22 protein-coding genes are annotated in these 19,864 nt (G+C 58.9%); 11 read left to right on the forward strand and 11 right to left on the reverse strand.

The features are described 5' to 3' along the window. The first annotated feature begins 8 nt into the window (after positions 1-8). From ACP3TY_RS25825 to cfaB, 4 genes are all read left to right on the forward strand, one after another. Positions 9-260: a hypothetical protein gene (locus ACP3TY_RS25825; RefSeq protein ID WP_397482488.1), complete on the forward strand. Its 252-nt coding sequence runs from the start codon at positions 9-11 to the stop codon at positions 258-260. Between the two features lie 62 nt (positions 261-322). After that, on the forward strand, positions 323-1,168 hold the full coding sequence (locus tag ACP3TY_RS25830) for a DUF692 domain-containing protein (protein WP_159813229.1): 846 nt from the start codon (positions 323-325) through the stop codon (positions 1,166-1,168). Further along, positions 1,159-1,944, forward strand: a complete 786-nt coding sequence (locus ACP3TY_RS25835) for a putative DNA-binding domain-containing protein (RefSeq protein WP_426618784.1) — start codon at positions 1,159-1,161, stop codon at positions 1,942-1,944. Before ACP3TY_RS25830 ends, ACP3TY_RS25835 begins: the two co-directional genes overlap by 10 nt. A gap of 85 nt (positions 1,945-2,029) precedes the next feature. Continuing rightward, positions 2,030-3,217 (forward strand): C17 cyclopropane fatty acid synthase CfaB, encoded by a 1,188-nt coding sequence (gene cfaB, locus ACP3TY_RS25840; RefSeq protein WP_159813225.1) that lies wholly within the window; start codon positions 2,030-2,032, stop codon positions 3,215-3,217. Between the two features lie 30 nt (positions 3,218-3,247). Here the strand turns inward: cfaB and cls are convergent, their stop codons facing one another. Beyond that, a complete protein-coding gene (cls, locus tag ACP3TY_RS25845) occupies positions 3,248-4,687 on the reverse strand; it encodes a cardiolipin synthase (RefSeq protein WP_426618785.1) in 1,440 nt (479 codons plus the stop codon). Positions 4,688-4,818: 131 nt separating this feature from the next. Between cls and ACP3TY_RS25850 the strand changes: the two genes are divergently transcribed. Further along, positions 4,819-5,337, forward strand: a complete 519-nt coding sequence (locus ACP3TY_RS25850; RefSeq protein ID WP_034152149.1) for a DUF3617 domain-containing protein — start codon at positions 4,819-4,821, stop codon at positions 5,335-5,337. A gap of 113 nt (positions 5,338-5,450) precedes the next feature. Here the strand turns inward: ACP3TY_RS25850 and ACP3TY_RS25855 are convergent, their stop codons facing one another. The 6 genes from ACP3TY_RS25855 to folE2 are packed head-to-tail and all read right to left on the reverse strand — an operon-like array spanning position 5,451 to position 10,658. Further along, positions 5,451-6,782, reverse strand: coding sequence for a dihydroorotase (locus ACP3TY_RS25855; protein WP_426618786.1), 1,332 nt, complete (start codon positions 6,780-6,782; stop codon positions 5,451-5,453). A gap of 4 nt (positions 6,783-6,786) precedes the next feature. Continuing rightward, positions 6,787-7,347 (reverse strand): carbonate dehydratase, encoded by a 561-nt coding sequence (locus ACP3TY_RS25860; protein WP_426618787.1) that lies wholly within the window; start codon positions 7,345-7,347, stop codon positions 6,787-6,789. Next, positions 7,344-8,219, reverse strand: coding sequence for a metal ABC transporter substrate-binding protein (locus ACP3TY_RS25865; RefSeq protein ID WP_426618788.1), 876 nt, complete (start codon positions 8,217-8,219; stop codon positions 7,344-7,346). The genes ACP3TY_RS25860 and ACP3TY_RS25865 overlap by 4 nt, the downstream gene beginning before the upstream one ends. A gap of 11 nt (positions 8,220-8,230) precedes the next feature. Then, entirely contained in the window at positions 8,231-9,097 is an 867-nt protein-coding gene (locus tag ACP3TY_RS25870) for a metal ABC transporter permease (protein WP_159813217.1), read from the reverse strand. Further along, positions 9,097-9,765, reverse strand: a complete 669-nt coding sequence (locus ACP3TY_RS25875; protein WP_426618789.1) for a metal ABC transporter ATP-binding protein — start codon at positions 9,763-9,765, stop codon at positions 9,097-9,099. Before ACP3TY_RS25875 ends, ACP3TY_RS25870 begins: the two co-directional genes overlap by 1 nt. Then, positions 9,762-10,658 (reverse strand): GTP cyclohydrolase FolE2, encoded by an 897-nt coding sequence (gene folE2, locus ACP3TY_RS25880; RefSeq protein ID WP_053125211.1) that lies wholly within the window; start codon positions 10,656-10,658, stop codon positions 9,762-9,764. Before folE2 ends, ACP3TY_RS25875 begins: the two co-directional genes overlap by 4 nt. Positions 10,659-10,742: 84 nt before the next feature. Between folE2 and ACP3TY_RS25885 the strand changes: the two genes are divergently transcribed. Further along, on the forward strand, positions 10,743-11,945 hold the full coding sequence (locus tag ACP3TY_RS25885; RefSeq protein WP_426618790.1) for an N-acetylmuramoyl-L-alanine amidase: 1,203 nt from the start codon (positions 10,743-10,745) through the stop codon (positions 11,943-11,945). Here ACP3TY_RS25885 and ACP3TY_RS25890 read toward each other — a convergent pair. Beyond that, entirely contained in the window at positions 11,942-12,319 is a 378-nt protein-coding gene (locus ACP3TY_RS25890; RefSeq protein WP_426618791.1) for a glutamine synthetase, read from the reverse strand. The genes ACP3TY_RS25885 and ACP3TY_RS25890 overlap by 4 nt on opposite strands. Before the next feature lie 222 nt (positions 12,320-12,541). On the opposite strand from ACP3TY_RS25890, the gene zigA reads away from it, so the two are divergent. Beyond that, a complete protein-coding gene (zigA, locus tag ACP3TY_RS25895) occupies positions 12,542-13,747 on the forward strand; it encodes a zinc metallochaperone GTPase ZigA (protein ID WP_426618792.1) in 1,206 nt (401 codons plus the stop codon). Then, entirely contained in the window at positions 13,747-14,391 is a 645-nt protein-coding gene (locus ACP3TY_RS25900) for a DUF1826 domain-containing protein (protein ID WP_426618793.1), read from the forward strand. Before zigA ends, ACP3TY_RS25900 begins: the two co-directional genes overlap by 1 nt. On the opposite strand, the gene ACP3TY_RS25905 is transcribed toward ACP3TY_RS25900, so the two are convergent. After that, positions 14,388-14,744: an NADH:ubiquinone oxidoreductase gene (locus ACP3TY_RS25905; RefSeq protein WP_212545393.1), complete on the reverse strand. Its 357-nt coding sequence runs from the start codon at positions 14,742-14,744 to the stop codon at positions 14,388-14,390. The two genes, ACP3TY_RS25900 and ACP3TY_RS25905, sit on opposite strands and share 4 nt — an antisense overlap. A 29-nt stretch (positions 14,745-14,773) precedes the next feature. Between ACP3TY_RS25905 and ACP3TY_RS25910 the strand changes: the two genes are divergently transcribed. Beyond that, positions 14,774-15,739 carry a CobW family GTP-binding protein gene (locus ACP3TY_RS25910; protein ID WP_426618794.1) on the forward strand — a complete coding sequence of 322 codons (966 nt, stop codon included), beginning with the start codon at positions 14,774-14,776 and terminating at the stop codon, positions 15,737-15,739. 78 nt (positions 15,740-15,817) lie between these two features. Here ACP3TY_RS25910 and ACP3TY_RS25915 read toward each other — a convergent pair whose 3' ends face one another. Continuing rightward, complete coding sequence (locus tag ACP3TY_RS25915) at positions 15,818-16,231, reverse strand: DUF3301 domain-containing protein (RefSeq protein WP_159813311.1); 414 nt, start codon at positions 16,229-16,231, stop codon at positions 15,818-15,820. 117 nt (positions 16,232-16,348) lie between these two features. Between ACP3TY_RS25915 and pdxY the strand changes: the two genes are divergently transcribed. Beyond that, positions 16,349-17,221, forward strand: coding sequence for a pyridoxal kinase PdxY (pdxY, locus tag ACP3TY_RS25920; RefSeq protein ID WP_053125194.1), 873 nt, complete (start codon positions 16,349-16,351; stop codon positions 17,219-17,221). A gap of 101 nt (positions 17,222-17,322) precedes the next feature. Here pdxY and ACP3TY_RS25925 read toward each other — a convergent pair whose 3' ends face one another. Next, a complete protein-coding gene (locus tag ACP3TY_RS25925) occupies positions 17,323-17,805 on the reverse strand; it encodes an acyl-CoA thioesterase (RefSeq protein ID WP_003229693.1) in 483 nt (160 codons plus the stop codon). A 279-nt stretch (positions 17,806-18,084) separates the two neighbouring features. On the opposite strand from ACP3TY_RS25925, the gene ACP3TY_RS25930 reads away from it, so the two are divergent. After that, positions 18,085-19,848 carry a cation:proton antiporter gene (locus tag ACP3TY_RS25930; RefSeq protein WP_053125192.1) on the forward strand — a complete coding sequence of 588 codons (1,764 nt, stop codon included), beginning with the start codon at positions 18,085-18,087 and terminating at the stop codon, positions 19,846-19,848. The last annotated feature ends 16 nt before the right edge of the window (positions 19,849-19,864 follow it).

Genomic DNA, 19,864 nt, shown 5'->3' on the forward strand with positions numbered 1-19,864 from the left:
AAACAAAAATGACTATCAAGACCGCTGCTGCTGGTGCTGCTCTCGCTTTTGCCGCTGCTACGATGTTTGCCGGTGTTTCGACTACCGCTTCGGCTGCTGATGCCAACGTTCACTGCTACGGCGTCAATGCCTGCAAAGGCCAGAACGACTGCAAGACCAAAGATCACGCCTGCAAAGGTCTGGGCACCTGCAAAGGCATGGGCTTCAAGGCCATGACTCAAGCGGCTTGCGAAAAAGCAGGTGGCAAGGTCGGCGAATAACTGACCGCAAGTGCCGCCGCAGTGGTTCACGCCACTGCGGCCACTTTTAGCAGGAGTCCGACATGTCCGCTTCGCTTCCTTTCCTGGGTTACGGCCTCGGTTTACGCAGCGCTTATTATCAGCAGATCCTCGAACAGTCGCCGGACGTCGACTGGTTTGAAGTGGTCTCCGAAAATTTCATGGTGCAGGGCGGCAAGGCTCTGTATTACCTGGACGCCATCGCCGAGCGCTATCCACTGGTGATGCATGGTGTGTCCTTGTCCATCGGTGGGCCGCATGCCCTCGATCCGGACTATCTGAAACAACTCAAGCAACTGGCCGACCGGGTCAAACCGGCATGGGTCTCCGATCACCTGTGCTGGAGCCGTGGCAACGCCCATCAGTTGCACGATTTGCTGCCGCTGCCCTATACCGCAGAAAGCTTGGAATACATCGCCGGCCGTGTGGCGCAGGTGCAAGATGTTTTGCAGCGGCCGCTGGTGCTGGAGAACGTCTCCAGCTATGTGCGCGCCGCATCGGACGAGTTCAGCGAATGGGAATTTCTCGCGGCCCTGAGCCGGGAGAGCGGCTGCGAGTTATTGCTCGACGTTAATAATGTCTACGTCAGTTCACGCAATCACGGCTTCGATCCGTGGGCGTTCATTCAAGGTTTGCCGGCAGAAAAAGTGCGCCAACTGCATCTGGCCGGGCACAACGACTACGGTGATTACGTTATCGACACCCATGACCATCCGGTGAGCGATCCGGTCTGGGCGCTGTATCAACGCACGCTGGAACACATCGGCCCGGTGGCGACGTTGCTGGAACGCGACGATCATTTCCCGCCGTTCGAAGAGCTGCTTGCCGAGCTGCACAAGGCCCGCGAGTTGGGTGATACGGTTCTGGCCGGGAGACAGCAATGCGCTTGAAGGAATGGCAACTGGCGTTCGAAGCGTTTCTGCTGGATGCCGCGCCGGCCGATCGCGCCTTGGCCGACAGCCTGATCGGTGGGCCGACGCTCGATGTCGGTACTGGCCTGGCGATTTATCACAACGCTTACGCGGCGCGTTTGCTGGAAGTGCTGACCCACGATTTCCCGGCCATTCATTATTGGATGGGCGATGAAGAATTCGATCGGCTCGCCACCGCGTACATCCGCCAATACCCGTCGGCGCATTACAGTCTGCGTTGGCTGGGTAAAGGTTTTGGAGCGTTTATCCGCGAGCATCTGGTGCCCGAGCAAAGCGCGCCGTTGGCTGAACTGGCCGCGCTGGAATGGGCGTTCACCCTGGCGTTCGATTCACCGGCCGGCGCGCCGCTGACGATCAATGCGATGGCGATGCTGGCGCCGGAAGAGTGGCCGTCCTTGCAGTTCAAACCGACGCCTTCGCTGCAATGGCTGGCGTGTGAATTCAACAGCGTCGCGATTTGGCGCTCGGTAAAGGATGAAGCGGATTTCCCGCACAGCGTGGCACTCGAAACACCCCAGGTCTGCGTGATCTGGCGTCACGACTTGGTCTGCAACTACCGCAATCTGGACCGCGCTGAAGCGAATGCGCTGAATGGGTTGTTAAACGAAGGCTGGAGTTTCTCAGAACTGTGCGAAGCGTTAGCAGTCATCTATGGTGAGGGCGCGCCGCTGCAAGCTGTTACGTGGTTGAAACAGTGGGTTCAGGATGGCTTGCTGGAGCGTCTGCAACGATAGTTTTGGCTAATTAAATCGATAGCCTGCTATTTTTCAAGGATGGTCTACCCTCAGATCTGACGGTCTGAAACAAGGGGGATTTTCCATGCTCGCGCAACTTCCACCGGCCTTACAGAATCTGCAGCTACCGCTTCGCTTGCGACTCTGGGATGGCCATGAGTTCAATCTGGGGCCGGCGCCCAGCGTCACCATCGTGGTCAAGGACCCGCAGATGGTCACCCAGTTCACCCATCCCAGCCTCGATGCGCTCGGAGCGGCATTCGTTGAAGGCAAGCTCGAACTGGAGGGCTCGATCAGCGAGGTCATCCGGGTCTGCGACGAATTGAGTAACGCGTTGCTCGGTGACGATGACGACAATCAGCCGGTGCGGGCCTTGCACGACAAGGAAACCGACGCCAAAGCCATTTCCTACCACTACGACCTGTCCAACGCGTTCTACCAGCTCTGGCTGGACAGCGACATGGCGTATTCATGCGCGTATTTCGAAACGGGCAGCGAAACCCTGGAGCAGGCGCAGCAAGCCAAATTCCGTCATTTATGCCGCAAGCTGCGTTTGCAGCCGGGCGAATACCTGTTGGATGTCGGTTGCGGTTGGGGTGGGCTGGCACGTTTTGCCGCACGCGAATTCGGCGCGAAAGTCTTCGGCATCACCTTGAGCAAGGAACAACTGGAACTGGCGCGCGAGCGAGTAAAAGCCGAGGGCCTCGAAGACCAGGTCGAACTGCAACTCCTCGACTATCGCGACCTGCCGCAGGATGGCCGTTTCGATAAGGTGGTCAGCGTCGGCATGTTCGAGCATGTCGGCCACGCCAATCTCGCCGAGTACTGCAAAACCCTGTTCGGCGCGGTGAAGGAGGGCGGTCTGGTGATGAACCACGGCATCACCGCCAAGCATACGGATGGCCGTCCGGTGGGACGCGGCGCCGGCGACTTTATCGAGAAATACGTATTCCCCAACGGCGAGCTGCCGCACCTGTCGATGATCTCGGCGGAGATCAGCGAAGCGGGGCTGGAGATTGTCGACGTCGAAAGCCTGCGCCTGCACTACGCGCGCACACTGGATCACTGGAGCGAACGGCTCGAGGACAACCTTGAAGCCGCGGGCAAACTGGTGCCGGATCAGGCGCTGCGCATCTGGCGTTTGTACCTGGCCGGTTGTGCTTACGCCTTCGCGCGCGGCTGGATCAATCTGCACCAGATTCTCGCGGTGAAAGCACATCCGGATGGCAGCCACGAACTGCCATGGACACGCGACGACATCTATAACCCCTAAACCTTTTCCTCTCCTTAGGGAGAGGGGGCTTTAGAGAATCGGTGAAATAAGCCGGGCGATCCGCATGCCGAGTTGTTGCAGGCGGTGGATCTCCCGGCTTTCTTCTTTGGCGACTTCATCAGACTGCGCGAAGTCGTCGTTGAGCATCTGTTCCACGTCGGCGGCGAACGCACTGTCGACCGTCAGCAACATCACTTCGAAATTCAGCCGGAACGAACGGTTGTCCAGATTGGCGCTGCCGATCGCGCTGATTTCGCTGTCGATCAACACCACTTTCTGATGCAGAAACCCGGGACGGTAACGGAACACCCGCACGCCGGCGCGCACCGCTTCGAATGCATAAAGGCTGGACGCGGCGTAGACGATGCGGTGGTCGGGGCGCGAAGGCAGCAGCAAACGCACATCGACACCGCGCAACACCGCCAGTCTTAACGCGGCGAAAACCGCTTCATCGGGGATGAAATACGGGCTGGTGATCCACACCCGTTCTGTCGCCGCGTGGATCGCTTCGACGAAGAACAGCGAGCAGGTTTCGTACGCATCGGCCGGGCCGCTGGCGAGCAATTGGCAGAGCACGCCGTCTTCGGGGTATTCATCCGGCAGGATCAGCGGCGGCAGGGTGCGTGCGGCCCAGAACCAGTCTTCGGCAAACGATTCCTGCATGCACGCCACCACCGGGCCGCGGACTTTGACGTGGGTATCGCGCCACGGTGCCAGCGGTGGTTTTTCGCCCATGTATTCATCGCCGACGTTGTGCCCACCGACGAAACCAACCACGCCATCGACCACGACGATCTTGCGGTGGTTACGGAAGTTGACCTGAAAGCGGTTGAGCCAGCCGCTGCGCGTGGCGAAGGCTTTGACCTCGACACCGCCATCACGCAGCGCCTGCACATAACTGTGGGGCAGGGCGTGGCTGCCGATGCGGTCGTAGAGCAGGTGAATGGTCACGCCATCGGCAGCTTTCTTGAGCAGCAGATCACGCAGGCGTTGGCCGAGGCGGTCATCGTGGATGATGAAAAACTGGATCAGCACCGCTTCCTTCGCCTGCTCGATGGCGTGGAAAATCGACTCGAACGTCGCGATGCCGTTGATCAGCAGCTGCACTTCGTTGTTCGCCAGACACGGCATGCGCCCAAGCTTGGGCATCGCCCGCAGTGACGCGTAGGCATTCGAGGCGCGCGCAGTCAGGGCTTCTTCCACCCAAGGGCGCCAGTTCAGCTCGGAAATGGCCTGACGCATTTGTTCGTTGGCCTGGCGCCGTGCCTTGATGTAACCATCAAACGTGCTGCGGCCGAACACCAGGTACGGAATTAGCGTGAGGTAGGGAATAAAGATCAGCGACAATGCCCAGGCGATCGAGCCTTGAGCCGTGCGCACGGTGAGCACCGCGTGAAGGGCGGCGATCAAGCCGAGGGTGTGTATCAGGGCGATCAGGTAACCGAAAATGTGCGGTCCAAAATAATCCATGGGGCAGCCTTGCTCCGGAAGATTCAATGCTTAACAGACCATGTTCTGTCGCGATTGTCGCTATTTAATTGGTGCATGAACCGAAGCAATCGGCCGACGTCTAACGGCCACTACTGATCAGGAGTTTTTCGATGAACGTTCGTCTGCTGGGTTTGGCGCTGGGTCTGGGTTTGGCTTTGCCGGTGGTTGCTCAGGCGCAGATGCTGCAGCCGGGTCTGTGGGAAATGACATCGAGCAACGTCAAGGTCGATGACCAGCCTATGGATGTGCAATCGATCCTCGGTCAACTGCAAGGGCAGATGACCCCGCAACAGCGCGCGGCGCTGGAGAAAAACGGCATCAATATCGGCGGCAAAGGCATCCGCGCCTGCCTGACGCCAGAGCAGGTGGCGACCAACGATATTCCGTTGGCCGACCCGCAATCGGGCTGCAAACAGCAGATCACCGATCGCACCGGCAACCAGTGGAAATTCCGCTTCAGCTGCCCGAAAGCACAGGGCACCGGCGTGGCGACGTTCCTCAGTGATCGTGAATTCACCACGGTGGCGAACGGCACGTTCAATGCGATCGGGATCAACCAGAAGGGCAGTCTGGAAACCCGTGCGGTCTGGCTGGGCCAGGATTGCGGCGCTGTGAAACCCCGCGCTTAGTGCGATCCCTGTAGGAGCTGCGGCACGCTGCGATCTTTTGATCTTGATTGCCAAAAACAAGATCAAAAGATCGCAGCCTCGTTGCACTCGTCAGCTCCTACAGGGTTTTTGAATCAGCGCATGAATCGTAGCGCTAGCCCGCGACATCCCTCATTCACCCGTCCCTCCCTCCACGCAATCTGCCCCGACACAATCGTCGCATTCACCCGATGCCGAAAGCTGCGCCCGGCAAACGGCGTCCATCCGCACTGCGACAGAATCGGCTGCCGATCGACCTCCAGCCTCTGCGCTTCAACCAACACCAGATCCGCCCAATACCCTTCACGCAAATAGCCACGATCCGGAATCGCAAACAGATCCGCGACGCGATGGCTGGTCTTCGCCACTATCGTCGTGACCGGCAAAACCCCATCTGCCACCAACTCCATCAGCGCTGGCAACGCATGCTGCACCAGTGGCAATCCCGACGGCGCCTGTGCGTAAGGCCGCTGCTTTTCTTCCCAGGTATGCGGTGCATGATCGCTGCCAATAACGTCCAATCGATTGCTGTTCAAAGCCTCCCGCAAAGCATCACGATCGTTCTGATTCTTGATCGCCGGGTTGCACTTGATCAGGTTGCCGAGGCTTGGATAGTCGCGATCATCGAACAACAAATGATGCAGACACACTTCCGCGGTGATGCGTTTCTGCGCCAACGGTTTGTCCTCAAACAACGCCAACTCTCGCGCGGTGGTCAGGTGCAAAACGTGCAGGCGTGTGCCGTGACGTTTCGCCAGCTCCACCGCCAGTGATGAGGATCGATGACACGCCTCGGCATTACGAATGAGCGGGTGAGCGGCAGGCGGAATACGATCGCCGAACAGCTCGCGCAGATTGGCCGCGTTAGCGTCGATGCTTGGTGTGTGTTCGCAATGCGCCAGCAGGATGGTCGGCACTTCGGCGAACAGTCGCTCAAGGATCTGCGGATCATCCACCAGCATGTTGCCAGTCGACGCGCCCATGAACACTTTCACCCCGGCCACTTCACACGGATTGAGCGCAGCCACCGTATCGAGATTGTCCCGACTCACGCCAAAGTGAAATCCGTAATTGGCCACCGAGTTGATCGCCGCCCAACGCTTTTTATCCGCCAGTGCTTCGAGGGTGAGGGTGGCCGGGTTGGTGTTGGGCATGTCCATGAAGCTGGTGATGCCACCGGCGACCGCCGCGCGCGACTCGGTGTGAATGCTGCCCTTGGCCGGCGCACCCGGTTCACGGAAATGCACCTGATCATCGATCATCCCCGGCAGTAACCATTGGCCATTGGCGTCGATTTCCACTGAGGCGTTTTCACCTTCAATGCTTCGCGCAATTTTGACGATGCGCCCGTTGCTGACCAACAGATCGCCGTCAAACTCGCGCCCTTCGTTGACCAGCCTGGCGTTGCGAATCAGCACGCTGCTCATGGTTTCAGAACTCGTTCTGCAAGGCTTTGTAGCCGCGCACCAGATCGACATTGGTGCGCGCCACGTCTTCGGAAAACTCCGAAGCGCTGACGCTCACCGGTGGGAATAAGGAGAGGTCGGTGTTCGGGCCGATGCGGGTGGTGGAAGGCACGTAGAACGCGTCCGGCAAATCGCGACCATCGACCACCGAGTTGTGCCGTACCACGCAACCGTTGCCGACGATGCAGTTGAACAGCACGCTGTTGAAACCGATGAACACGCGGTTGCCGACCACGCATGGGCCATGCACGATCGAGCGGTGGGCGATGGAACTGAACTCGCCGATGGTCACCGCCGCACCGGATTTTGAGTGGATCACCACGCCGTCCTGAATGTTCGAATTGGCGCCGATGGTGATCGGCTCCATCTCGCCTGAGGCGTCCACTTCGTCGGCGCGGATCACCGCGTAGGGGCCGACGAAGACGTTCTCGCCAATCACCACTTTGCCGCAGATGATCGCGGTTTTATCGACGTAAGCCGACTCGGCGATTTGCGGCAAATCGCCTGAAGGATTCTTGCGGATCATGGTTTGCTCAGCGCGTCGTAAAGGGTGTTGAGGTTGTATTCGAACAGACCGGTGAAGGTGCTGGCCGGGCCGCTGGCGGCGAGGGCGTCGGAGTACAACGTACCGCCGATGTGCGCGCCGCTTTCATCAGCGATCTGCTTGAGCAAGCGAGCGTCCTTGATGTTTTCCATGAACACCGCTTTGACCCTGGCCTGACGAATCTGGGTGATCAGCGCAGCGACTTCAGCGGCCGAGGGTTCACGCTCGGTGGACAAACCCTGTGGCGCCATAAAGTCGATGCCATAGGCCTGACCGAGATAACCGAAGGCATCGTGGCTGGTGACGATCTTGCGATTGCCCGGCGGCAGCGAACCAAGCTTGGTTTTTGCTTCGGCGAGCAGGGCGTAGATCTGCTTCAGATAGGCTTGGCTGTTGCGTTGGTAGTCGGCCTTGTTCGCCGGGTCGGCAGCGATCAGCGCCTTGGTGATGTTGGCAATGTACAACTCGGTGTTCGCCAGATTGTGCCAGGCGTGCGGGTCGGGAACGGTTTCGCCGTCCTCATCCAGCGAGCGTGGAATCACGCCATGGCTGGCACTGATGACCCTAGCTTTGGTCTCGGTGCTGGTCACCAGTCGATCCAGCCACGGCTCGAAACCGAGGCCGTTCTTGATGATCAGTTTGGCGCCGAGCAACGCTTTGGCGTCGTCCGGTGTCGGCTCGTAAGTGTGTGCGTCGGCGTCCGGGCCGACCATGTTGGTGATCTGGATATGCTCGCCGCCGACCTGATGCACCATGTCGCCGAGAATGCTGAAGCTGGTCACCACCGGTAATTTTTCTGCCGCCGACAATGACATCGACAGCAGCAGGCTGAACAACACGAGTAGAGCGCGCATCGGGAAACACCTCATTGGGATGTGAGCAAGGGCGGGCGGCGCAGCAGACCGTGAACCGGCCCGAACACCACCGACAGCAGATAACCGACGCCGGCGACCAGCACGATGGCCGGGCCGCTTGGCAGCGAGTAGTAGAACGACAGGAGCAAACCGAACCACACCGAGAGGCAACCGATGACGGCGGCGATGGCGATCAGGATCGGTAAGCGGCGGCTCCAGAATCGCGAGGCAGCGGCGGGGAGCATCATTAGTCCGACGACCATCAGCGCGCCGATGGCCTGGAAACCGATCACCAGATTGAGTACTACCAGCGTCAGGAACACGCCGTGGGCGAGAGGGCCGAGGCGGCTGACGGTTCTCAGGAACAGTGGGTCGAGGGTGTCGAGCAGCAGCGGTTTGTAGATCAGCGCCATGGCGATCAGGCTGAATCCCGAGACCCACAACATGCCGGTAAGGGTCGGGCCGTCGACGGCCAATGCTGAGCCGAACAGCAGATGAAGCAGGTCGAGGCGTTTGCCGGCGATGCCGAGAATCAGCACACCGCTGGCGAGGGAGATCGGGTAAATCGCGGCGAGGCTGGCGTCTTCGCGCAGACCGGTGCGGCGGGTGATCCATGCGGCGAGTCCGGCCATGCTCAGACCGGCGCCGAGGCCGCCGAGTGTGAGTGCGGGAAGGCTCAGGCCGGCGAACCAGAATCCCAGCGCGGCGCCGGGAAGGATGCCGTGGGCGACGGCGTCACCGATCAGGCTCATCCGTCGCAGGATCAAAAACACACCGAGTGGTGCCGTACTGCACGCCAAGACCAGGCCGCCGAGCAGGGCGCGGCGCATGAACACGAACTCGTTGAACGGTTGCCATAAGTGGGCGACGGCGAGCATCAGGCCACCTGCGTCTGAGGGGTTTGCTGGATCAGTTCGACGCTGGCGCCGAATACGCATTCACGGTTTTTGATCAGCAAGGTGTGCGGAATGTGTTGGCGTACGGCGGCGAGGTCATGGCAGACCACGACGATAGTTCGACCTTGGTTATGCCAGGCATGGATGTGTTGCCAGAGCAATTGTTGGCCGAGTTCATCGAGGGCAGCGTGGGGTTCGTCGAGGAGCAGAACCGGGGCATCGGTCAGGCTCAAACGAGCGAGCAGTGCGCGTTGTAATTCGCCGCCGGAGAGGGCCATGAGCGGACGCTGTTCGAGTCCGCTGAGGTGCCAGTTTTCCAGTGCGTCTTTCAGGCGTTGTGCGCGCAGTTGGGTTGAGAGTCGGCGTCCCCAGAAACCAGCGGCGATCAGTTCCTCGAGGCTGATGGGGAATTGGCGGTCAAGGTGCTGTTGTTGGGGCAGGAACGACAAGCCGCTTTGACGTGGAACACTCAGGCTGACTTTGCCTGCCAAGGGTTTTTGCAGCCCTGCGATGACTTTCAGAAGGCTGCTTTTGCCACAGCCGTTGGCACCGATGATAGCTGTGAGAGTGGCGCTTTCCAGCTCTAGATTCAGGGGTGTGGTCAGCGGTTGACCGGGTGCGCCCCAGATCAGGGATTGGCAGCGGATCATGCTTGCTCACGCTGCCAGTGGCTTTCGGCGACGGCGTCGTGGGCGTGAAGGCTTTCTGCGTGGATCACTCGCAGATGGAATTGGTTAACCCCGGGTGTACGGCGAAGGGCGAGATTCAGTCGGCGGGCGGCGTCTTCGCAGAACATCAGGTTTTGCCCGTTGGCGAGGGCGAAGGCTTGTTCGTCTGCGCGTTTTACGGCGGTTTGTACGGCGGTGCCTAGGGCGGCTTCGGCATCGTTGATGATCGCGCTCAGCGGTAACTCGTCGATGAATTCGTCGAGGTGCACATGCAGTTGTGCGGTGCTGCGTTGGCTGTGAGGTGTGGCGATGATGCCTTGGGTCGATCCGAGCCAAGCCAGAATGTCAGCGTGCTGAAGAGCTTTATTGGCGAAGTCGTCGACGAATTGTTGCTGGATTAACTGCCGAGCCAGGGCCGCTGAACAAGGGCAGGTTGAGGAGTAGGGCACTTCAATTTTGAGTTCCACGTGGAACATCTTGTTTTTCAGACTGGCTGAAATGGTCGCGGGATAGGATTTCCAACCGGCCAATGGACTGATCAACGCAGGACGTTTCAGCAGTAAATCGGTGTGGATATTCAGGTAGGCGCAGCTGGATAAACCTTCGTGACTATCCAGAAAACGCTTGAGCACTTGGTGCAGCAGAGCGGGGGAAAGGCTCTCTTGTTCCAGTTTTTCCAGCGCCAGATAGAGGCGTGACATGTGAATCCCGCGAGCCTCGCCGTCATCCAGACTCACTCCCGCATCAGCTTTCGCACTCAAGCGTTGGCCTTCCAATAAAACAGGTAATGCGATGCCGTGCATGCCCACCCATTCGAGGGGCAAGGCTTGGCGAGCGGACTGCGCAGCGATATCCGGAAGTGTCAGCGAATTCATGTTCGGAACCATCGTGTTGAATGAATTGGATGTTACATTATAACAATGCAATCCACGATGCCTTTTTCATGAACAGGTTTTCATATGCACAGACGCCATCTGCTCAATTTGATTCTGGCGAGCGCTGCCTTCGCCCTTCCGTTCAGTGTTTCGGCCGCGCAAATTCGCAACGCGCGGCTTTGGCGTTCTGATGAGAAGTTGCGATTGGTCTTCGATTTGAGCGGGCCTGTGCGCTACAAGACCTTCACGCTCAGTGCTCCTGAACGGCTGATCATCGATGTATCCGGCGCAAATCTGAGCGGGGATTTCAGCGAGTTGGCGTTGAATGGCACGGTAATTCGGTCGATTCGATCCGGGCCTTTTGGTCAGGGAGATACGCGGATTGTTCTCGATCTGAGTAATCCAGTGCTGCTGAACAGCTTCCTTTTGGCGCCGCAGGATGGCCAAAATCATCGGTTGGTTCTGGATTTAGTCACTGCGAAAACGTCGCCAGTGACCAAAATGGTTCCACGTGAAACACCCAAGATCGGCGCTCACCCCAAGCGCGACATCATCGTAGTCGTCGATCCAGGGCATGGCGGAAAGGATCCCGGTGCGGTCGGCGCGAAAGGTGAGCGGGAGAAAGATGTGGTGCTTTCCATTGCTCAGCTACTCGGCAAACGCCTGAAAAAGGAAAAAGGATTCGATGTAAAACTTGTGCGCAATGACGACTTCTTCGTGCCTTTACGTAAGCGCGTGGAGATTGCCCGTCAGCATAAAGCCGACATGTTTATCTCGGTGCATGCGGATGCGGCGCCACGGCTGACAGCCTCCGGCGCCTCTGTGTATTGCTTGTCTGAAGGTGGCGCGACATCGGCGACGGCGCGCTTTATGGCGCAGCGGGAGAACGGAGCGGATCTACTTGGCGCTACCAGTCTGCTCAATCTCAAAGACAAAGATCCAATGCTCGCTGGGGTGATTCTCGACATGTCGATGAACGCGACGATCGCCGCCAGTCTGCAACTGGGCAACACCGTGCTGGGCAGTCTGGCCGGTATCACTACGCTGCATCAGAAGCGCGTGGAACAGGCTGGATTTGCCGTGTTGAAGTCGCCCGATGTGCCGTCGATTCTGGTGGAAACCGGCTTCATTTCCAATGTTCGCGACAGTCGGCGACTGGTCACGGCGCGGCATCAACAGGCCGTGGCGGATGGTTTGTTTGAGGGATTGCAGCGCTATTTCGAGAAAAATCCATCGATCGATAGCTATCTCGCCTGGCGACAGGAGCAGCAAAAAGCATCGGTCTAGCAGCCGACGATTCGGTTGCAGGTGAATTTCGCACTGCTGCCGCCCGAACTGGAGAAGCGATTAATGGTCGTCCAGCCTACGCGGCGGGTGTAGCCAACCCACGCTTCGCCATCAGAGGCGACACCGGTGAAGAATGTCAGTTGGCCAAAGCGACTGTTGGTTTGCGCCCAATAACGCTGCCCAATCTTTTCAAATCCACGCAGGTAAAGCGTATTGCCGACAGTGTTGACGCTATACGCATTGCCCTCGGCATCGATGCACGCCAGCAGATTAGCGCTACGTGTGCAGCTGGCCAGCGTCGGCAACTGCGCCGACGCATTGCCAGCAATCAGCAATCCAAGGCTCAACAACGAGCATTTCAGCGCAGTTTTCATTACCAATTCCGGGTGTGGGATGGGCTCACCTTCCTGCTGTTTATCGCTCAGGACAAGAGCAAGGCTGGTTTATTTGTGTTGTTATACTATAACATAAATAATAACTGAGCCTGAGCAGGCCGATTTCAAGCGTTTAGCTTCAACGAAACCCTCGTATGAAGCTTCAAAACGCCAAGCGCTAGTAAAAGCGTCAATCGGCTGCCTTCCTATGAGGATTATCCAATGTCAGCCGAATTGCCCGTCACCGTACTTTCAGGATTTTTGGGCGCCGGAAAAAGTACACTTTTGAATTACGTACTACGTAATCGAAAAGGTCTTCGCGTCGCAGTCATCGTCAATGATATGAGCGAGATCAACATCGATGGCAGCGAAGTCCAGCGTGATGTCAGCTTAAACCGCGCAGAAGAAAAAATAGTCGAAATGAGCAACGGCTGTATCTGCTGTACGTTACGCGAAGACTTGCTCGAAGAAGTCAGCAAACTCGCCCGGGAAGGGCGCTTCGACTATTTGCTGATCGAATCCACCGGCATCTCCGAGCCGTTACCGGTCGCTGAAACCTTCACCTTCCGCGATGAACACGGGCAAAGCCTCTCCGACATCGCGCGTCTCGACACCATGGTCACTGTAGTCGACGGTGTGAATTTCCTGCCGGACTACCAGGCGGCGGAAAGCCTCGCCTCCCGTGGCGAAATTCTCGGCGAGGAAGACGAACGCTCGATCACCGACCTGTTGATCGAACAGATCGAGTTCGCCGACGTGCTGTTGATCAGCAAGATCGACTTGATCAGCCAGCCCGAGCGTGAGGAATTGATCGCCATCCTTAAACGCCTCAACGCCCAAGCCGAAATTATTCCGATGGTGATGGGCGAAGTGCCGTTGGAGAAGATACTCAACACTGGCCGCTTCGATTTCGACCGAGCCGCGCAAGCACCGGGCTGGCTGCGGGAATTACGCGGTGAGCACGTTCCGGAAACCGATGAATACGGCATCGCTTCCACAGCCTATCGCGCGCGCAGACCCTTTCACCCTGAGCGCTTCTTCAACTTCATTGATCGTCCGTGGCTGAACGGCAAACTGCTGCGCTCCAAAGGATTCTTCTGGTTGGCGAGCAAACCCAACGACGCCGGTAGCTGGTCGCAGGCCGGCGGCTTGATGCGCCACGGTTTTGCCGGGCGCTGGTGGCGTTTCGTGCCGAAAAACCAGTGGCCACAGGATCAGGAAAGTACCGCCGCGATCATGGAAAACTGGATACCGAGCGTAGGAGATTGCCGCCAGGAACTGGTTTTCATCGGTCAGAACATCGATTTCCTACAGCTCTCCGACGAGTTGGACGACTGCCTGCTCACCGATGAAGAAATGGCCCTCGGCGTAGAAGGCTGGCGATTGCTGGCGGATCCGTTCGGCCCTTGGCATGAAGAGGCCGCCTGATGCTCGCCCTCAAACTCATGCAAAACCGTACGCGCCATCAGCATCAAGGATCGACACCTGAAACGCTGACGAAAATCCTCCAGGACGACACCAACCTCGCCGTGTGGCAGCGGCAATTGCCGTTGCACATCAGCGACTTTGCTCAATTACTGCTGTCCCTCAACGATCCCTTGGCGGAATCGTTATGCCTGGAGCTGGCGAACGAGGACGCCGAGCCTGACCTGACCGGGTTGGCCTCAGGCTTCCGTGATCTGGAAGGCTATGAAGGTTTTATTGCTGACCTGAAATGGCTGGTCAGCGCCTTCGCCTGTTTGCTGGGCGCCAAGCGCATCGGCCTGCGCCTGCGGGTGCTCGATAAAGCCATGTGCCCGCGATTTCATGTCGATCACGTGCCGGTGCGACTGATCACCACCTACGCCGGCGTCGGCAGCCAATGGCTGAAGGAAGGCACGATGGATCGCCAGCAACTGGGGCAGGCCAACGCCGAATCCCAAGCGCAAATCCAGCAACTCAACAGCGGCGACGTCGCGCTATTGAAAGGCGAGAAATGGCACGGCAATGAAGGCTTCGGTCTCATCCATCGCTCACCGCAACCGGCCGCTGGCGAGCGTCGTTTGATACTGACCCTCGACTGGCTCGGTTAAGGCTTGAGCCACGACCCTTGGCTCTGGTCTTCGCAATACGGCTTTAAATATGCGGCATCGGTGGCGACGCCGTAATAGTGGATGTCCTGGCGATAAGGCATATTGGCGACTTGCGCGTTGCTGCACACACCGAAGGCACCGCTCGGGCACTGATCGACGTACTGCACCTCGACTTTCTGCCCGGCCAGCGTCGGTTGGCAGAAGCCATCGTTGAACAGTTTCTGCGGAATGTTGCGGTTCTGCTGACAGACTTTGACGTCGAGCCGCTCGCCCTGACTGTGCACCACGCAGGCCTGAGCCCACGCTTCGCTCGACAGCAGCGCCAACAGCAACGACCATCCCATCCAACGCATCTTCAAATCTCCCAAGAAAACTCCCGGCCATGTTGCAGAACATTCCTACCCATGTCATTGCTGGCCCTTTGGGCGCCGGCAAGACCAGCCTGATTCGCCAGCTCATGGCCCAGCGGCCAGAGGGCGAGCGTTGGGCAGTGCTGATCAATGAATTCGGCCAGATCGGCCTCGACGCCGCGCTGCTGACCAGCGACGCCGATGGTATCGCACTGGGCGAAGTGGCCGGGGGCTGCTTGTGTTGCGTCAATGGCGCGCCGTTTCAGATCGGCCTCGGGCGTTTGCTGCGTAAGGCCAAACCCGATCGATTGTTTATCGAACCGTCTGGACTGGGGCATCCGGCGCAATTGCTCAAACAGTTAAATGAGGCGCCATGGCTGGGTGTGCTGGCGGTGCAGCCTTGTGTGTTGGTGCTGGATGCTCAGGCGCTTGAGGCGGGAAAAGCATTGCCGGCGGCGCAGCGGGAAGCGTTGGAAGGCGCGGGCCTGTTGCTGTTGAACAAGGCTGAAAACCTGGATGACGCGGCAAGGGCGCGAATCGCCAGTCAGTTGCCGCCGATCAAGCTGATCTGGACGCAACAAGCGCAGCTATCGCTCAGCGAATTGCCGGGTATGGGCGCGCAAGCGGTCAAGGGTGTGGATAACCTGGTCGTACCCAAGGGGTTAGGGCAGATGCCGGCCGTCTGGAGCGATCCGACGCTGCCGATTTGCCTGAGTCAGGCGCAGGAGGGAGGCTGGAGCATTGGCTGGCGTTGGCATCCGGAGCAGACATTCGACAAGCAGCGCATTGCTGACTGGCTGATAAGCCTCAATTGGCAGCGGGCGAAACTGGTTATCCACAGCGCGGAGGGCTGGGTGTCTGCGAATGCTTTGGATAATGCAGAGTTGAATTGGCAGGTCAGCGAGTGGCGGAGGGATTCGCGGATCGAGCTGATCTTCGGTGAGGTGCTGGATGTTGAGGCGTTGCAGCGGGGGTTATCGGGGTGTCGGGAGGGGTAGATCAAAAGATCGCAGCCTTCGGCAGCTCCTACAGGGTGTACATAAGTCCCATGTAGGAGCTGCCGAAGGCTGCGATCTTTAGGGTTTCCACTTCGTATGTTCCTGCCGCCACTGGCTCAGCTCGATAACTTCCGCCCGCGGCCGCTGCACCTCAACCACCGGCGGCGTATCGTCGAACGGTGCCGGGTAGGGCGCCAGCTCAATCTGCGCACTGTGCGCACCAAACTGGGTAATCGTGCCGTTATGCCGGGATTCGCCAGTCACGGTGAATTCGAAGTTGTAGACCCGCGCCAGCCGTCGGCGACCGTTGGCGTCCTTGATCAAACCGATCTTTTTCAGCGCGACGTTACCGTCCAGCAGCTCGACGCCGACGTTGATGCAATGCTGTTTGACCCGCGCCAGCGCGCGCTCGCGCAAACCGTGGTTGTGCCACAGCCACGCGCCGGCCACGGCGAACAGCATCAGCACGAAGATGTTTTCGAGGGTCAGCATCAACATCAAACTCCAAAAGATAGCGTCAGCTTAACTGCGTCGCCGGTCTGTCGTACAGGCTGCGTTTCGTCGCATACTGCGCGGCTTGAATTTCAATCGTTTTACGGAATGCCCCGAATGAAACGTACGCCTCATCTGCTCGCCATTCAGTCCCACGTGGTGTTCGGCCACGCCGGCAACAGCGCTGCGGTTTTTCCGATGCAGCGGGTCGGCGTCAACGTCTGGCCGCTGAACACGGTGCAGTTTTCCAACCACACTCAGTATGGCCAGTGGACTGGTGAAGTGCTGGCGCCGCAGCAGATTCCCGAGCTGGTCGAAGGCATTGCCGCGATTGGCGAGTTGGGCAACTGCGATGCGGTGCTGTCCGGTTACCTCGGCAGCGCGGCGCAGGGCCGGGCGATTCTCAGCGGCGTTGAGCGCATCAAGTCGGTCAACCCGAAGGCTCTGTATCTGTGTGATCCAGTGATGGGCCATCCGGAGAAGGGTTGCAGCGTGCCGACTGAGGTCAGTGACTTCCTGTTGGAAGAAGCGGCGGCCGTGGCCGACATCATGTGCCCGAACCAGTTGGAGCTGGACAGCTTTTCCGGGCGTAAACCGCAGTCGTTGTTTGATTGCCTGGCCATGGCGCGGGCGTTGCTGGCGCGTGGGCCGAAAGCGGTGCTGGTCAAACATCTGGATTATCCGGGCAAACCGGCGGATGGCTTCGAGATGTTGCTGGTGACGGCTGAAGGCAGCTGGCATCTGCGTCGCCCGCTGCTGGCGTTTCCGCGTCAGCCGGTGGGCGTGGGCGATCTGACGTCCGGCCTGTTTCTGGCGCGGGTGCTGTTGGGTGATAGCCTGGTGGCGGCGTTCGAATTCACGGCGGCGGCGGTGCATGAAGTGCTGCTGGAGACCCAGGCGTGCGCCAGTTACGAGCTGCAGCTGGTGCGGGCGCAGGATCGGATTGCGCATCCGCGGGTGAAGTTTGAGGCGACGGCGATCAGTCTGTAATCGTGTAATCGTTCAAAAAGATCGCAGCCTGCGGCAGCTCCTACAGGGTTTTGCATTCCCCTGTAGGAGCTGCCGAAGGCTGCGATCTTTTGCTTTTGATCTCAGGCGTCGCCCTTGATCTCCTGATAACGCTTCTCCAGCTCCTGGCGAATCTGCCGACGCTGCTGCGCCTGCATATACCGACGCTTGTCTTCGCTGTTCTGCGGTTGCAGCGGCGGCACGGCGGCCGGCTTGCGCTGGTCATCGACCGCGACCATGGTGAAGAAGCAGCTGTTGGTGTGGCGCACCGAGCGTTCGCGGATGTTTTCGGTCACCACTTTGATGCCGACTTCCATCGAGGTATTGCCGGTGTAGTTGACCGAGGCGAGGAAGGTCACCAGTTCGCCGACATGGATCGGCTCGCGGAAAATCACCTGATCCACCGACAGCGTCACCACGTAACGGCCGGCATAACGGCTCGCGCAGGCGTAGGCCACTTCGTCGAGGTATTTGAGCAGGGTGCCGCCGTGGACATTGCCAGAGAAGTTGGCCATGTCGGGGGTCATCAGTACCGTCATCGACAGCTGGGCGTTTCCGGGTTCCATAACGTTCTCACGGATCAAGGCTGAATTCTGGAAGCACCTCTGCGGGTGCCTGGTCGCTTTTCAAAAGCACCGTTATCGGGACGCCGGGCGACGGGCCGCCGTCACGCCGGGATCGATCTGTTTCCATATATTGCACCGCCTTCCAGCCGCAAGTCGCGGTGTTAACCTGCAAAAGCCCCTCTCAAGGGCAATTCCCACACGAAAAGCGGATTTTTACTTCGCTCGCTCAGACTTTTCTGACGTCTGACCGCGAGCCTCGTCCATCAAGGAGCCCACGCCATGCATGCCATCAGTTTTATTCAGGATCTGGCAGTGATCATGTTGGTCGCGGGTGTGGTGACCGTGTTGTTCCACCGCTTCAAGCAACCGGTGGTGCTCGGCTATATCGTCGCCGGTTTCATCATCGGCCCGCACACGCCGCCGTTCGGCCTGATCCACGACGAAGAAACCATCAAGACTCTCGCCGAGCTTGGGGTGATTTTCCTGATGTTCTGCCTCGGGCTGGAGTTCAGTCTGCGCAAGTTGTTCAAGGTCGGCGCGACGGCGTTTATTGCGGCGTTCCTCGAAATTGTCCTGATGATCTGGATCGGCTACGAAATCGGCCGCTGGTTCGACTGGAACACCATGGACTCGCTGTTCCTCGGCGCGATTCTGGCGATCTCCTCGACCACCATCATCGTCAAGGCGCTCAACGATCTGAAGATGAAGAACGAGCGCTTTGCGCAGCTGATCTTCGGCGTGCTGATCGTTGAAGACATCCTCGGCATCGGTATCATTGCGCTGCTATCCAGTATCGCCGTCAGCGGCACGGTCAGCTCCGGCGAAGTGTTCTCCACGGTCGGCAAGCTCTCGCTGTTCATGATCGTCGCGCTGGTCATCGGCATTCTGTTGGTGCCGCGCCTGCTGGCTTATGTGGCCAAATTCGAAAGCAACGAAATGCTGCTTATCACCGTGCTGGGCCTGTGTTTCGGCTTCTGCCTGCTGGTGGTCAAACTTGAATACAGCATGGTGCTCGGCGCATTCCTGATCGGCGCGATCATGGCTGAATCGCGGCAATTGCTGAAGATCGAGCGGCTGATCGAGCCGGTTCGCGACCTGTTCAGCGCAATCTTCTTCGTCGCCATCGGCCTGATGCTCGACCCGATGATCCTGCTGCAATACGCGTGGCCGATCGCGGTCATTACGGTCGCCGTGGTGCTCGGCAAGATGCTTTCCTGCGGCCTCGGTGCTTTTATCGCTGGCAATGACGGACGCACCTCACTGCGCGTGGGCATGGGTCTTTCACAGATTGGCGAATTTTCCTTCATCATCGCCGCGCTGGGCATGACCTTGCAGGTCACCAGCAACTTCCTCTATCCAGTGGCCGTGGCCGTTTCGGTGATCACCACATTGCTGACCCCGTACCTGATTCGCGCGGCGGATCCGCTGTCGATCAAGCTGTCGAGCGCGATGCCCAAGCGTCTTGGGCGCGTACTGGGGATGTATGGCGAATGGCTGCGCAGCATTCAACCGCAAGGCGAGGGCGCGATGCTGGCGTCGATTATTCGCAAGATCCTGCTGCAAGTCGGGGTCAATCTGGCGCTGGTGATCGCGATCTTCTTTACCGGCGCATTCTTCGCTGAACGTCTTTCGACCTGGCTGCAGGACTGGATCGCCGATCCTAGCTGGCAGAAAGCGTTGATCTGGGGTGGGGCGTTGCTGGTGTCGTTGCCGTTCTTGATCGCTGCTTATCGCAAGCTCAAGGCGCTGTCGATGCTGCTGGCGGAGATGGGCGTGAAACCCGAGATGGCCGGGCGTCACACACAGCGAGTGCGCCGGGTGATCGCCGAAGTGATCCCGATTCTCTCGCTGCTGGTGATTTTCCTGCTGTTGTCAGCCTTGTCGGCCAGTATTTTGCCGACCAACAAGTTGCTGATGCTCATTGCCGTGGTGGCGGCCGCCGTGGCGGCGCTGCTCTGGCGCTGGTTCATCCGCGTGCACACGCGGATGCAGGTGGCGCTGCTGGAAACCCTCGACAACCACAAAGAGTCGTCGGGGCATTGACCGGCCGGGGCGGCTG

The organism is Pseudomonas rustica, assembly GCF_049959085.1.
GTDB lineage: Bacteria > Pseudomonadota > Gammaproteobacteria > Pseudomonadales > Pseudomonadaceae > Aquipseudomonas > Aquipseudomonas rustica.